At 65.7% G+C, this 15223-nt stretch carries 11 protein-coding genes; 7 read left to right on the plus strand and 4 right to left on the minus strand.

What is annotated here, in order from left to right:
• The first annotated feature begins 62 nt into the window (after positions 1–62).
• The 7 genes from RIdsm_RS15725 to RIdsm_RS15755 all read left to right on the plus strand — a co-directional run bounded on the left by RIdsm_RS15725 (position 63) and on the right by RIdsm_RS15755 (position 9070).
• Positions 63–1163 carry a hypothetical protein gene (locus RIdsm_RS15725; RefSeq protein ID WP_057815745.1) on the plus strand — a complete coding sequence of 367 codons (1101 nt, stop codon included), beginning with the start codon at positions 63–65 and terminating at the stop codon, positions 1161–1163.
• Positions 1164–1271: 108 nt separating this feature from the next.
• Positions 1272–2549 carry a hypothetical protein gene (locus RIdsm_RS15730; protein WP_057815744.1) on the plus strand — a complete coding sequence of 426 codons (1278 nt, stop codon included), beginning with the start codon at positions 1272–1274 and terminating at the stop codon, positions 2547–2549.
• Positions 2550–2654: 105 nt separating this feature from the next.
• On the plus strand, positions 2655–3812 hold the full coding sequence (locus tag RIdsm_RS15735) for a hypothetical protein (protein ID WP_057815742.1): 1158 nt from the start codon (positions 2655–2657) through the stop codon (positions 3810–3812).
• A 143-nt stretch (positions 3813–3955) separates the two neighbouring features.
• On the plus strand, positions 3956–5191 hold the full coding sequence (locus tag RIdsm_RS15740; RefSeq protein WP_057815741.1) for a hypothetical protein: 1236 nt from the start codon (positions 3956–3958) through the stop codon (positions 5189–5191).
• A gap of 53 nt (positions 5192–5244) precedes the next feature.
• Positions 5245–6357 carry a hypothetical protein gene (locus tag RIdsm_RS15745; protein WP_057815740.1) on the plus strand — a complete coding sequence of 371 codons (1113 nt, stop codon included), beginning with the start codon at positions 5245–5247 and terminating at the stop codon, positions 6355–6357.
• 150 nt (positions 6358–6507) lie between these two features.
• Positions 6508–7734: a hypothetical protein gene (locus RIdsm_RS15750; RefSeq protein ID WP_057815739.1), complete on the plus strand. Its 1227-nt coding sequence runs from the start codon at positions 6508–6510 to the stop codon at positions 7732–7734.
• A 154-nt stretch (positions 7735–7888) separates the two neighbouring features.
• The gene (locus RIdsm_RS15755) at positions 7889–9070 is read left to right on the plus strand and encodes a hypothetical protein (protein ID WP_057815738.1); all 1182 of its coding nucleotides are present in this window, start codon (positions 7889–7891) and stop codon (positions 9068–9070) included.
• A gap of 130 nt (positions 9071–9200) precedes the next feature.
• Here the strand turns inward: RIdsm_RS15755 and prfB are convergent, their stop codons facing one another.
• The 4 genes from prfB to RIdsm_RS15775 all read right to left on the minus strand — a co-directional run bounded on the left by prfB (position 9201) and on the right by RIdsm_RS15775 (position 14989).
• Positions 9201–10328, minus strand: a complete 1128-nt coding sequence (gene prfB, locus RIdsm_RS15760) for a peptide chain release factor 2 (RefSeq protein WP_057815736.1) — start codon at positions 10326–10328, stop codon at positions 9201–9203.
• A 113-nt stretch (positions 10329–10441) separates the two neighbouring features.
• Entirely contained in the window at positions 10442–11080 is a 639-nt protein-coding gene (locus RIdsm_RS15765) for a glutathione S-transferase family protein (protein WP_057815734.1), read from the minus strand.
• Between the two features lie 82 nt (positions 11081–11162).
• Positions 11163–13676: a penicillin-binding protein 1A gene (locus tag RIdsm_RS15770; protein ID WP_057815733.1), complete on the minus strand. Its 2514-nt coding sequence runs from the start codon at positions 13674–13676 to the stop codon at positions 11163–11165.
• Positions 13677–13765: 89 nt separating this feature from the next.
• The gene (locus tag RIdsm_RS15775) at positions 13766–14989 is read right to left on the minus strand and encodes an N-acetylmuramoyl-L-alanine amidase (protein ID WP_057815731.1); all 1224 of its coding nucleotides are present in this window, start codon (positions 14987–14989) and stop codon (positions 13766–13768) included.
• Positions 14990–15223 lie beyond the last annotated feature (234 nt).

The following is a 15223-nucleotide window of genomic DNA, read 5'->3' on the forward strand; positions in this document are numbered from 1 at the left end:
TCGCGGCCATTTGCTAGGCTGGCGGGCAAATTCTTCCGTCATGTTGATGAAAGGAATTGCCCATGCACCGCCTTCTTCCCGCGCTCGCCATCGCCAGCCTCCTGCCCGCCACCGCCCCTGCCCAGACCCTGCTGTCGGGAAATCACAGCATCTCGGGCGGCGTCTGCATCGGCCCCAGCTGTGGCACGGGCGAACTCTTTGCAAGCACCTTGAAACTCAAGGGCAACAGTGTCCGGCTGTTTTTCGAGGATATCTCCACATCCCCCGGCTTTCCCACAAATGACTGGGTGCTCGAAGCGAATGCGTCATCCGGCACCGGAGATTATTTCGCCCTCAGGGACGCCGATACCTTCCAGACGATCATGCGGCTCGACGCGGGCGCTCCTTGGTATTCGCTCTACGTCTCCTCGGACGGCGACGTGGGGATGGGAACCTCCCTGCCGCTGGCCAACCTGCACGTGCTCGATACCGATGGCACCGCGAGCCTTCGGCTGGAGGGGACAACGGGCACGCCCTACAGTTGGGATCTGCGCGGCAACCAGGGCGGCTTCTATGTCTACGATATCGGGGCCGGAACCCTGCCCTTGCGGATAAATGCAGGCGCGCCCAGCTCGTCCTTCGCAATCGGCTCCGACGGGAACGTGGGCATCGGCACCAACAGCCCCGACGCCCCGCTCGAGGTCAGCGACAACGAGACGTTCAGCTACTTCCGCATCACCGCCGAGAATGCTTCGGTGAACCAGTCTGTCGACATCACCTTCACCGAGGGCCCGCTGGGCACTGGTGAGATGCGCTACAACATCGTCGATGGCGACGGGCCCGAGATGCGGCTGAACGCCAACGGCGACATGGTGCTCGATGGCACGCTCACCACCGGCGGGCCTACCTGCGACACGGGCTGCGACGCGGTATTCGATGCCGGTTTCCCCCGTCTGTCCGTCACCGACCATGCCGCCCTGATGTGGGAGAACGGCCACCTGCCGGCGGTCGGCCCCACCCTGCCCGGCGCGCCGATGAACGTATCGGAGAAGATGGGCGCCATGCTCAACGAGCTGGAGCATGCGCATATCTATATCGAACAGCTGCACCAGCGCATCGCGGCGCAAGAGGCCGAGACCGCCGAACTGCGGGCGCTGGTCCGGGATATCGCCGCGCGGCGCTAGGGGGCGGCAGTTCAACCATGGGTAGGTCAACGCCGCTATTTTCTTGACAGGCGCTGCCAGGAGGTAATCTTTCTGCAGAATTCTCATCTCTCATTTCAAGGAAATGCCATGCTCCGCCTTTCGCCCCTTCCGCTCCGGCTGTCCGCCACCGCCCTGCTGGCCCTTACAGCACTTCTGCCCGCCCCGTCCTCCGCCGAGGTGCTGAGCAGCACCAACCCCACCATCATCAACAACCTCTGTGTCGGGTTCGATTGCGCCAACAACGAAAGCTTTGGGAGCAGGCTCGACCTCTCCCGCCTGCGGCTGAAAAACTTCGAAACCTCGATCGAATTCGTCGACACCTCGACCGCTTCGGGGTTTGCCACCACCGACTGGACGCTGCGCGCCAACGAGGGCGGCAACGGCGGCCTCAACGGCTTTTCGATCGTGGATGCCACCAACGGGTCGGCCCCGTTCACAATCGAAGCCAGCGCGCTCAGCAACAGCCTCTATGTGGCCTCGGAAGGCGATATCGGGCTGGGCACCTCCCTGCCGCAGGCGCCGCTGCACCTTGAAACGAGCGCGGATGCGGGGATCCGGATCAATCGCTCGGGGATGTCGCAGGCCTATGAAATGCTGATTGATGCCCTCGCGGATTTTGTCATCCTCGATGTCGACGCCGGGACCGGCCCTTTCGTGATCCGCGATGGCGGTGTTCCGAATTATTCCTTCGATCTCACCCCGACAGGGATGATCTTGAACCGCTTACAAAACTCGACGTTCAACCTGCGCTATTCCTCCGCAGACAACGTCAATGCGTTCTTTGTGGAAGGTGACAACGGCAATGTCGGCCTCGGCACCGACAGCCCCGACGCCCCGCTCGAGATCAGCGACGACAACACCTTCAGCTTCTTCCGCATCACCGCCACCGGCGCGCCCGTCAACCAGTCTGTCGACATCACCTTCACCCAGGGGCCGCTGGGAACGGGCGAGTTCCGCTACAACATCGTCGATGGCGACGGGCCCGAGATGCGGCTGAACGCCAATGGCGACATGGTGCTCGACGGCACGCTGACCACCGCCGGCTCCTGCTCGGCAGGCTGTGACGCGGTGTTCGATGCCGACTACCCCCTGCCCAGCATCGAGGATCACCAGGCCCGCACCCTCGCCCTCGGCCACCTGCCAAATGTCGGCCCCACCCGCGACGGCGAGCCGTGGGACGTGACCGACAAGATGGGCCGCATCCTCAACGAGCTCGAGCATGCGCATCTCTATATCGGCCAGCTGCATCGCGACCTGACGGCGCAACAGGCGGAAAAGACCGAGCTGAAACGCCAGGTCGATATGCAGGCCGCCCAGATCGCGGCCCTCGTCACCCGGCTCGACGTGCTTGAAACCGCCGACTGACGCCGCGTCAATCGCCGGACTATGCCGAGGGTCGGGGCCGCGCTATCCTGCGCCCAATTGCCCGCCCCCGGTCCGCCCGGCCTTTCGCATTTCGGAGCCAGTCACATGCCCAAAGCCCTTTGCACCGCCACCGCCCTTGCCCTTCTTCCCGTCCCCGCCATCGCAGACGACGTCTTCAACGACCATGTCATCGTGCGCAGTACCATGCTTTGCGTCGGCCTCTCCTGCGTCGATGGTGAACCGACCGTTACCGGCTACCAGGCGGCCGTGAAGATCAAGGATTTCACCGCCACGATCCTGTTCGACGATACCTCGACCAATGCCGACCTGCCCTTTCACGACTGGCGGCTCAACGCCAACGAGCGGAACCTGTACGGCCGGAACGCCTTCTACATCACCGACGTGACCTCCGGCACCGATCCGTTCTGGGTCGAGGGCGGCGCCCCGGACGACGCGCTTTTCGTCGCCGATGACGGGTCCGTCGGGCTTGGCACCTCCACGCCCCTGTCGGACCTCCACATCGTCGGCGACGGCGCCTTTCCGCGGATCAGGCTGGAACATGTCGACGGCGTCTCCCACGCTTGGGAGGTCGGCGCCTCCTCGACCTTCTGGTACATCCGCGACGTAACCGGGGACGGCACGCCCGTGGGCGTCGAGGCAGGCACGCCATCCAACACCTTCGTCATCCGCAACACAGGCTGGGTCGGCATCGGCACCTCGCTCCCCGACGCCCCGCTCGAAGTCAGCAGCGACGACACCTACAGCTATTTCCGCATCACTGCCGAGCAGGCCGCGATCAACCGGTCGGCCGATGTCACCTTCACCGGCGGCCCCCTCGGAACCGGCGAGCTGCGCTACAACATCGTCGACGGCGACGGGCCGGAAATGCGGCTCAATGCCGATGGCGACATGGTGCTCGACGGCACGCTGACAACCGGCGGGCCCACCTGCGACGGCGGGTGCGACGCGGTATTCACCAAACGCCGGATCATTCCCGAGGGCGAATATGCCGCCCGCATGTGGGCCGACGGCCACCTGCCCTTCGTTGGCCCGACCCGGCCGGAGGCGCCGATCAATGTCAGCGAGAAGATGGGCGGGATGCTCAACGCGCTCGAACATGCCCATGTGTTCATCGAGCGGCAGAACGGCCGCATCGCGACGCTCGAGGCGGAGATTGCCGCGCTTCGCGACGCGCAGGCGGCACAGATCGCCACCCTGACCCAGCGGCTTGCGGCGCTGGCGGGCACGACGAACGCGGAGTGACGCCGGGCGCGAAAATTTGACAGGGGGTGAATGCCCGCTGTTTACTTGAGCCTACCCGCCGTCCGGGGCGGCGGGATTTGAGACCAGTCATTGCCGCGCCAGCCCCCGCCCCCTTGCCGGCGCCCTTATCGGGAGCCTGCCCCATGCCCTTTCGTCCCCCGGCGCTTTGCGCCATCCTTGCCCTGTCCGGCCTTGCCGCGCCCGCGCTGGCGCAGGATGTGTTCACCGACGGTGTTCGGATCTCGGACGTCAATCCGACAAGCGCTGATCTTTACGTGGAGGACGATAGCGTCGTCAGGGGCCATACCTGCATTGGTGAAGTCTGCAATCTGGCCGAAAGCTTTGACGTTGGGTACATTCTGAAGTTGAACACGAGTTCGCCAAGCATCTTTTTCGACGACGACAGTGGTTTTAGCGGCTCAACACCTTCGAACGACTGGCGGATCAGGGTCAACGATCCCGAGCCGTTTACCGAGGGCGGGCTGAACCGGTTTTCCATTGAGGACATCACCGCCGCAACCATCCCCTTCACCATTGCAGCGGGCGCGCCCGAGAATGCCTTCTGGATGACCAGCGCCGGCAATATCGGTCTCGGCACCCTGCTGCCGCAGGACCGGATTCACGCGGTCGGCACCTTCGGCCCCAGCGTCCGGTTCGAGCAGACCGGCAACGGGCTTGTGCCCGCGCAGACATGGCGCCTGATCGGACAGAGCAGCTTCAACATCGCCGACACCACTGCCGGCACCACGCCGTTCCGTCTGGAACGCGCGGCGCCCACGAACGCGCTCTACATCGCCGATACCGGCAACGTGGGCTTCGGCACCGCCACGCCCGACGCGCCCTTCGAGGTCAGCGACGACGCAACCTTCAGCTACTTCCGCATCACCGCCGAGCAGGCCGCTGTGAACCAGTCGGTCGACATCACCTTCACCGGCGGCCCCCTCGGCACGGGCGAGCTGCGCTACAACGTCGTCGATGGCGACGGGCCGGAAATGAAGCTCAACGCCAATGGCGACATGGAGATCGACGGCACCCTCACCACCGGCGGCCCCACCTGCGCGGGCGGCTGCGACGCCGTGTTCGACAGTAATTTCAAGCGCCTCTCCGTAGCCGAGCATGCCGCGCTGATGTGGAAGAACGGCCACCTTCCCGCCGTCGGCACCACCCGGCCCGGCGCCCCGATGAACGTGGCCGAGAAGATCGGCGGCATTCTCAACGAACTCGAGCACGCGCATATCTACATCGCCGAACTCGAAGCCCGCGATCGGGCACGCGAGGCCGAGAACGCCAGGCTCGGCGACCGGGTCGCGCGGCTTGAGGCGATGCTGGCACAGGTCGACGGGATGCTTGACCATCCCGTGTCCCCTCCCACCGACTGAGGGCGACCCGGCCCCGGCATTTCGGATCACACGATTCAAAAGAAGGACATATCATGAAACCCTATCTTGCCTGCGTCGCCCTCGCGGCCACCGCAATTCCGGCCGCCGCCGAACAGGTCTTCAACGAGAATGTCATCGTCAACGGCAGCCTCTGCGCCGGCGGCGAATGTGCCCCGGGCGAGGTCTTTGCCGATGAATCCCTCAAGGTGAAGAAATTTGCCGCCCGCATACTTCTCGACGATGCCTCGAACACGGGCCAGCATGACTGGCAACTGCGCGCCAACGAGACCGGCAGCAATGGCGACAGCCTGTTCGCCATCGACGACATTACCGCGGGGACGACGCCGTTCACCCTGTTTGGCGGGGCGCCGGACAACTCACTCTACATCGATGAAGATGGGCAGGTCGGGTTAGGCACATCGCTACCCACAGCGAGCTTGCACCTGATCGAAGGGGACGGCGCGCCGGCCCGAATTCGGATGGAGGAAACTCTTGGTAGCCCCACCAGCTGGGACTTGGTTTCATTTAATACTATTTTTTATTTGAGAGACCAGATAGGCAATACGACCCCGGTCATGATCGAGTCGCGCGCGCCCAGTCAATCACTCAGGATAAGGGAAGACGGCAACATCGGCCTCGGCACCGGCAATCCACAGGCCCCGCTGGAGCTTTCCCGCGACGAGACGTTCAACTTCTTCCGGATCACCGCCACTCAGGCGGCGGTCAACGAGTCCGTCGACATCACCTTCACCGGCGGCCCCCTCGGCACGGGCGAGCTGCGCTACAACGTCGTCGATGGCGACGGGCCCGAGATGAAGCTGAATGCCGATGGCGACATGGAGATCGACGGCACCCTCACCACCGGCGGCCCCACCTGCGCGGGCGGCTGCGACGCAGTGTTCGACGCCGGGTTCGCCCGCCTGTCGGTCAAGGAGCATGCTGCGCTGATGTGGGAAAACGGCCACCTTCCGGCGGTCGGCCCCACGCTTCCCGGCGCGCCGATGAACCTGTCGGAGAAGATGGGCGCGATGCTGAACGAACTGGAACACGCGCATATCTACATCGAGCAATTGCACGACGATCGTGACGCCGCCCAGGTGCGGATCGCCGGGCTGGAAGCCCGGCTCGCGCGGGTCGAGGCCCTGTTGGCGGCGGCCGCCGACTGACCCCAGCCGCATCGGAGGTTTGACAACCCGCTGCCGGGCGTCATTACTCGCCCGGCGATGCGGCCGCACGAAGTGCGCCTGTGCGAAAATTATTTTTCAAAACCATGGCATTCAGCCGCAACCCGGCCAGCCATTTCCTAGGGAGACCCCATGCTATTCCGCAACCCCAAGTTTCTAATCAGTTCGGCCCTTTTCCTTCTGGCCGCCCCTGTCGCCGCGCAGGTCACCACTTTTCCCGACGACGTCGTGATCGAGGGCGACCTGACCGTCGACGCGGGCACCACCGGCAGCATGTATGTCGAGGGGGACAGCGTCATCGACGGCTCCCTCTGCCTTGGCAACACCTGCCAGCCGACCACGACCTTCGCGAATGACGAAACGCTTATCCTGAGATATACGCAGCATTCCATCGTCTTCGACGACACGTCCAGCCCGACCGCGCCCAACCGCGACTGGACATTGCGCGTCAACGATCCCAACTCCGTCGCCACGGGCGGGATAGACAAGTTCGCGGTCGAGGACGACACCGCCGGCACGACGCCCTTCACCATCGCCGGCGGCGTGCCGGACAACGCCTTCTGGCTCGACACCAGCGGGTATCTGGGCCTCGGCACCTCGCTGCCGCAGACGAGTGTGCATGTCGTGTCGCCCCTCGCCTCGGCGGTGATGCGGCTCGAGGAGACGAACGGCACGGCGGGCGGGTTCGACATCGCGGCCTCGGATGCGGCCTTCCAAGTCGCCAGCAGCGGCAACAGGACCATCCCGCTCGTGATCGAGGGCACCGCCCCCAGCAATTCTCTCTACGTCGCCGGTACGGGCTACGTAGGCTTCGGGACCGACACCCCCGCCGCACCGTTCGAGGTCAGCGACGACGACAGTTTCAGCTTTTTCCGCATCACCGCGACCGGGGCGCCCGTCAACCAGTCGGCCGACGTGGTGTTCACCCAGGGACCGCTCAATACCGGCGAGTTCCGCTACAATATCGTCGACGGCGACGGGCCCGAGATGCGGCTCAATGCCGATGGCGACGTCACGATCGCCGGCAAGCTCACCACCGCCGGCTCCTGCTCGGTCGGCTGCGACGCGGTCTTCGATGCCGACTACCCCCTGCCTTCGATCGAGGACCACGTGGCCGAAACGCTTGCGCTGGGCCACCTGCCCAATGTCGGCCCGACCCGGAATGGCGAGCCCTGGGACGTGACCGACAAGATGGGCCGCATCCTCAACGAGCTCGAGCACGCCCATCTCTTCATCGGGCAGCTCAACGACCGCAACGCCGCGCAACAGGCCCGGATCGAGGCACAGGACAGCCGGATCGAGGCCCTGACGGCCGAGCTGGCCTCGCTGGCCGCCCGGCTCGACGCGCGACAGAACTGAAGGCACACCCGCCGGGCGGCCCGGCCTTGACACGGGCCGCCCTCGCCCTGCTATCCTCGGTCCACCTGCCGGCCGGGGCGGCAGGATCCCGGCCCGTTCACTTGCGCCCGCCCCCGGCCCCGTCGCAGGCGCCCTTTCCCGGAAAGCCTGCGCCATGTCTCACCGTTTCCCGACGCTCCTCGCCCTGCCGCTGCTCGTCACAGCCCCCGCGCTTCACGCACAGGAGGTGGTCTTCGGCGAAGGCGTGGACATCTCCGACATCGACACCACCCAGGCCGATCTCTTCGTGACCGGCGACACGGTGCTCGACGACAGCGTCTGCATCGGCAACGCCTGCGTCGAGACCGAGATGTTCCCCGAGGACACGCTGCTGCGCCTGACCAACCCCGATATCCGCGTGGAATTCGTCGATACCAGCTCCGCCGCTGGCAGCTTTCCGAGCAATGACTGGGAAATCCAGATCAACGACACTGCGAATTTCGGGCAGGAGCGCTTTTCCATAGCCGATACGACCGCCGGCACCGTGCCCTTCACCGTCGAGGCGGGTGCGCCGAGCAGCGCGCTCTGGATCGCCGCCGGCGGCGAGGTCGGGATGGGCACGTCCCTCCCCCAGTCCGACCTGCATGTCGCCGCCTCGACGCTGCCGACGCTGCGGCTGGAACAGGTCGGGTTCGGGGCCTTTCCGCCCTTTTTCTGGACCCTCGCGGGCAATCACAACGTGTTCTACATTGGCAATGCAAACGGCAACGGCTTTCCGTTCAGCATCAATGACGAAGCCCCGAATGCCAGCCTGGCACTTGCCGCGGACGGCAATGTCGGCCTCGGCACCGACAGCCCCGGCGCCCCGCTCGAGATCAGCGACGACGAGACCTTCAGCTACTTCCGCATCACCGCCACCGGGGCGCCGGTCAACCAGTCGGTCGACATCACCTTCACCCAGGGGCCGCTGGGCACCGGTGAGATGCGCTACAACATCGTCGATGGCGACGGGCCCGAGATGCGCCTCAACGCCGATGGCGACATGGTGCTCGACGGCACGCTCACCACCGGCGGGCCGAGCTGCTCCGTCGGTTGCGACGCGGTGTTCGACGCCGATTTCGAACGGCTTTCCGTTACCGACCACGCCGCGCTGATGTGGGAGAACGGCCACCTGCCGGCGGTCGGCCCCACCCTGCCCAATGCACCGATGAACGTGTCCGAGAAGATGGGCGGCATCCTGAACGAACTGGAGCACGCCCATATCTACATCGAGGATCTCAACGCGCGCCTCGCCGCACAGGAGGCGCTGAACGCCCGGCTCATCGACCGGCTCGACGCGCTGGAAGCGGCCGACTGACGCGACCGGCGGGGCCATCGCGGCCAAACGCGCCGCCCCGCTTCTTCTGGCCGAAAATATCCTGGGCGGGGACGTTGAATTTCCAAAGGAAATTCAACGCTGGGCGCAACGCCCCCTGCCCTGAAGCGCCCTAGTCCTCGCCCTGCGCCTCGGCCCGGCTCTTGCCCGACACGTTCATCGCCAGCGTCGCCGCCATGAACTGGTCAAGATCGCCGTCGAGCACGCCTTTCGTGTCCGACGTCTCGACCCCGGTCCGCAGGTCCTTCACCATCTGGTAGGGCTGCAGCACGTAAGACCGGATCTGGTTGCCCCAGCCCGCGTCGCCCTTGGCCTCGTGCGCCTCGGCAATGGCCTCGTTCCGCTTGTCCAGCTCCATCTGGTACAGCCGCGATTTCAGCGCCTTCATGGCGATATCGCGGTTCTGGTGCTGCGACTTCTCGGAGCTGGTCACCACGATCCCCGTGGGAATGTGCGTCATCCGCACGGCCGAGTCGGTCTTGTTCACGTGCTGCCCGCCCGCACCGGACGAGCGGAACGTATCCACCCGCACATCCGAGGGGTTCACCTCGATCTCGATATTGTCGTCGACCACCGGGTAGACCCAGACCGAGCTGAACGAGGTATGCCGCTTGGCAGCTGAATCGAAGGGCGAAATCCGCACCAGCCGGTGCACGCCCGATTCCGATTTCAGCCAGCCATAGGCGTTATGGCCCGAAATCTTGTAGGCCGCCGACTTGATGCCGGCCTCGTCACCCGGGCTTTCCGATTGCAGTTCGACCGTGTAGCCCCGTTTCTCGGCCCAGCGGACATACATCCGCGCCAGCATGTTCGCCCAGTCGCAGCTTTCCGTGCCGCCCGCGCCCGCGTTGATCTCGAGAAAGGTGTCGTTGCCATCCGCCTCGCCATCGAGCAACGCCTCCAGCTCCTTGGCCGCGGCCTTCTGTTGCAGCGCCTTGATGGCGGACTCGGCGTCGTTCACGACATCCGCGTCCTCCTCCATCTCGCCCAGTTCGATCAGCTCGATATTGTCCGACAGGTCCTGCTTGATGGAGTCATGCGTCTCGATCGCATCGACCAGCGCCTGCCGGTCGCGCATCAGCTTCTGCGCCTTGGCCGGGTCGTCCCACAGGGTCGGGTCCTCGACGCGGGCGTTGAATTCCTCCAGCCGGTGCTGGGCGGTGTCCCAGCCCATCCGCTGGCGCAGAAGCTCCAGCGAATTCTCGATCTCGGAGACGGCGGTTTCGATTTCGGCGCGCATGCGTATGGGTCCTCGGTCTGCTCAGATGCGGGTGATATCAAGGCCCAAGGGGTTGGACAAGACAGGTCGGTGGTCAGGACGCGCACGCGCGGCCCGTCGATGCGCCGCCTGCCTCAGACCGCCAGGTCCGCGTAAGACACCATCACGTGCTCCCGGTAGGCCGGCCGCTCCTGCAACGCCTCGTAATACCGCCGCACGTTCGGAAACGTGCCCCGCTCGATCCCGATCTCGTAATAACGGTACAGCACATGCCCGAACTGCACATCCGCCAGGGTGAAATCATCCCCCGCGAGATGGGCAACCTGCCCCAGCCGGTCCTCGGCAATCGCCAGCTTCCCCTCAAGCGCCGCCACCGCGGCCCTTATCGCCGGCCAATCGCGCTCGGCCTCGGGCGTGCGCACGACCTTCCAGAAGATCGGCACCGTGAAGGCGCTGTTGATATTGACCTTCGCCCATTCCGCCCATTTGTCGACCTGCGCCCGGGCCGGGATATCCTCGGGCCAGAACGGCGCCGTGCCATAACGGGTCGCGAGATACCGCAAGATCGCCGCCGATTCCCACAACGGCTCCTCCTCGCCATCCTGCAGAACCGGCACCGTCCGGTTGGGGTTCATGGCACGGAATTCATCCGTATCCGTCCCGCCGAAGCGATGGCCCACATCGTGGCGCCGATACTCCAGCCCCAGCTCGGCAATGCCCCACATCACCGCCTGCACGTTCGACGAGGTCTTCCTCCCCCAGACCGTCAGCATGTCACGCCCCTTTCCCCCGGCGCGCCGCCCCGGAAAATTCCAAATTTTCCGCCCCCGGAATTTTCACAAAATTCCGGCGCCGTCAGTACAGGCCCCCCGAACTCAGGCTGCCAAAGCTGGCCTTGTCGCTGACCGTGCCGGTATCGCCGTCCGAGGTGGTCACCTCGCGCACGCCCTCGCCCGAGCGGTTCTGCTCGAACATCTCCAGGTCGTTGCCCATGGCGAAGCCGCCATCGTAGACATACCCGAAGAGCGGCTCCTCGCCGTCGCGGAAATACTCGGCCACCACATGCGCGCCGCTGGCGCCCTCGGGCAGCCGCTCGCCGGTGTAACGGTCGATCTTGATGAAATGGCCGCCCTCCGGCACCTTGAACCGGCCGCCGCCGTATTTCTTGATCGCCTGCGACATGAACTCCTGGAAGACCGGCCCGCACATCGACGAGCCATAGGCCCCCCGGCCCAGGCCGCGCGGCTGGTCGAAGCCGATGTAGCAGCCCGCCGCGATGTTCGAGGTGAAGCCCACGAACCACACGTCGCGCGCATCGTTCGTCGTCCCGGTCTTGCCGGCCACGGGCACCGGCAGGTTGATCGCCCCCGAGGCCGTGCCGCGCTGTACCACGCCCTGCATCATCGAGGTCAGCTGGTAGGCCGTGACCGAGTCGATCACCTGGTCGCGGTTCGACACGATACGCGGGCCCCGGTTCTGCGGCACCGAGGGGTCATCGCACTCGATACAGTCGCGCGGGTCATGCTTGTAGACCGTCTCGCCATAGCGGTTCTGCACCCGGTCAACCAGCGTCGGCTCGACCCGCTCGCCGCCATTGGCGAACATCGAATAGGCCGAGACCATGCGGTAGAGAGTCGTCTCTTCCGAGCCCAGCGAGTTGGCCAGGAAGGTGCTCATCCGGTCATAGACGCCGAACCGTTCCGCATAGGAGGCAACGGTATCCATCCCCACCTCCTGCGCCAGGCGGATGGTCATCAGGTTCCGCGACATCTCGATGCCCGTGCGCAGCGGCGTCGGCCCGTAGAACTGGTTCGACGAGTTGCGCGGCCGCCAGATGCCGCCCGCCGTGTCGATCTCGATCGGCGCGTCGATCACGATCGTCGCCGGGGAATACCCGCTGTCGAGCGCGGCGGCATAGACGAAGGGCTTGAAGCTCGAGCCCGGCTGCCGGTCGGCCTGCGTTGCCCGGTTGAACACCGAATCCTGGTAGGAGAACCCGCCCTGCATCGCCAGAACCCGGCCGTTATGCACGTCCATCGCCACGAAGCCGCCCTGCACCTCCGGCACCTGCCGCAGCGTCCAGCGGATGAAGCTGCCATCGTCATCGGCGGTCATCCGGCGCACATGCACCACGTCGCCCCGCTTGAAGGTCTCCTTGAAGTCCCCCGGCAGCCAGCCGATATCCTTGCGCGGCACCGACTGGATCCCCTCGACGCCTTCCACGCCGATCGTCATCTCCTGGTCGCCCCGCTCCAGCACCACGGCGGGGTACCACTGGCCATCCAGCTTGATATCCCGCGCCACGTCGGCCGAAGCCAGCGCCTCGCGCCATTTTGCCTCGTCCTCCAGCACCGCCTCGTCCAGCGTCACGCCCGTGCCGCGCCATGTCTTGCGGTTGCGGTCGTAATTCTCCAGCTGCCGCTGCAGCGCCTGCGCGCCCGCCTCCTGCATCTCTGGGTCGATCGTGGCGCGCACGGTCAGGCCGCCGGTAAAGAACTCGCCCTCGCCGAAATCCTCCGACAGCTGTCGGCGGATCTCGTCGGTGAAATAATCCCGCGGCGGCAAGGTCTCGCGCCATTCCGGGAAATCGCCATTCTGGACCGAGCGCAGATCCTGGGCGATCTCCTCCTCCTTCACGGCCTCGGTGATGTAGCCGTTCTCGTACATCTCCGTCAGCACGTAGTTGCGGCGGTCGCGCAGCCTGTCCTTGTTGTGCACCGGGTGCGTCCGGCCCGGCGCCTGCGGCATCGAGGCCAGGAAGGCGGCCTCGTGCGGGGCCAGCTCGCTCAGCGTCTTGTTGAAATAGGTCTGCGCGGCGGCGGTCACCCCATAGGAGTTCTGCCCGAGGAAGATCTCGTTGAGGTACAGCTCGAGGATATCCTCCTTGCTCAGCGTCTCCTCGATCCGCGTCGCCAGGATGATCTCCTTGATCTTCCGCTCGATCCGGCGGTCGCCCGACAGCAGGAAGTTCTTCATCACCTGCTGGGTGATGGTCGAGGCGCCGCGCACCGTCTCGCCCCGCGTCTTGACCGCCTCGACGATGGCGGCCGCGATCCCGCGCGCGTCGTAACCGGCGTGGTTGTAGAAATTCTTGTCCTCGGCCGAGATGAACGCCTGCTTCACCAGCTCGGGAATTTCCTCGGCGGGCGTGAACAGCCGCCGCTCGCGGGCGAACTCGTCGATGATCTTGCCCTCGCCCGAATAGATCCGGCTGATCGTCGGCGGCGTGTAGGTGGCCAGCGATTCGTGGCTCGGCAGGTCCTTGCCATAGATATGGAACACCGCGCCGATCGACAGCGCGACCATGACGACAATCAGTGTCGCAAGGCTGAAGATCGTTCCGAACAAGGTGAGAATGGGTCTGAGCACGCGGGCCCCCGTTTCAAGTTAGGCATCCATATAAGCGGCGGGCGAAAGCCCGTCAAAACACAATCGGGTCAGGCCCGGCATCCGTCCGCCTACTGGCGAACCAGCTTGGCGGCGGCCGCATCGGCAATCCGCCAGGCCTGCAGCGCATCGCGAATCCCGGCCGCCATGGTCGCGCGCCATTCCGGGTCGCGCAGGTGCTCCAGGTCGCTCTGGCTCGACAGAAACCCCAGCTCGATCAGGATCGACGGGATATCCGGCGATTTCAGCACCGAGAACCCGGCCGAACGCAACGGCCGCGAGTTGAGCGGCAGCCCCTGCTCCTTGATCCCCAGCCGGATCGCCTGGGCCAGCTGGTCGGCGCGCGGCTGCGTCTCCATCCGCGCGAGGTCCATCAGCACGTCGGCCACCACGTCGTCGCTTTCGGTCAGGTCCACCCCGGCCAGGATATTGGCCCGGTTGTGCCGCTCGGCCAGCGCCGCGCTGGCCTCGTCGCTGGCGCTGTCCGACAGCGTATAGACAGTGGCCCCCGTCGCCCGCCCCTCGCTCAGCGCGTCGGCATGCAGCGACAGGAAAACATCCGCCCCCAGCTCGTGGGCAATCGCCACCCGCCGCTCGAGCGAGACGAACTTGTCTTCCTCCCGCGTCAGCGCCACGTCGAACCCGCCCGCGCGCAGCAGGTGGTCGCGCAATTCCAGCGCAAAGCGCAGCATCAGCGTCTTCTCGTTGTCGCCGTCGGCCTCGGCGCCCGGGTCGATACCGCCATGGCCGGGGTCGAGCACCACCAGCAGCTTCTCCTCGCCGGTCTGCCGCGCCTTCTTCACCGCCGGCAGCCCGGGCTGATCGACCTCCCAGCCGGGCAGCGGCGCGGCGCCCGCGGCGGCGGCGAACGCCTCCTCCGACACCTCGCGCAGGATCACCTCGATCACCACCTTGCCGCTGGCCGTGTCGGTCTTCGCCTCCGTCGTCCTCACGGCAAAGGGCCCGCCCAGGTCGACCACCATCCGCGACCATCCGGGCCGGAACGTGCCCATGCGCACCGCCCGCGCCCCGTCGGCCCAGTCGATCAGCGCCGGGTCGGCCCCGCGCCAGTCCACCTCGCGGAAATCCAGCACCAGCCGCGCCGGCTCGTCCAGCGTGAACACGCGGAACGGCACGCCCTGGCTCAGCCCCAGCCGCACGCGCAGCCCGCCCGAGATATCGTCGATGCGCGTCTGCGCCATCTCGACCCGCGCCAGCGCGCTCAGGTCACGCCCCTGCGCCTGCGCCGAAAGGCCCATCGCGCAGATCGCCAGCGCCAGACAAATCCTGATCATCCTGCTCTTCCGCCGTTACCGGTCTTGCTTGCCCCCAGCATACACGACCGCCCCCCGCTTGCCCACCACCGACGCACCGTCCGGCCGCAGAAAACAGCGCGCCTCCCGCCCTTTCATCTTTCCCGAAATTCTCGAAATCCCCACGCCGCACCAAAACGCGCGGCCAGAGGCTCAGCCACCACCCCAAGCTTCTTCTTGGTACAAATATCCAAAAACCCGACGCCCGCCCCAAAC

It is taken from the genome of Roseovarius indicus (assembly GCF_008728195.1).
GTDB lineage: Bacteria > Pseudomonadota > Alphaproteobacteria > Rhodobacterales > Rhodobacteraceae > Roseovarius > Roseovarius indicus.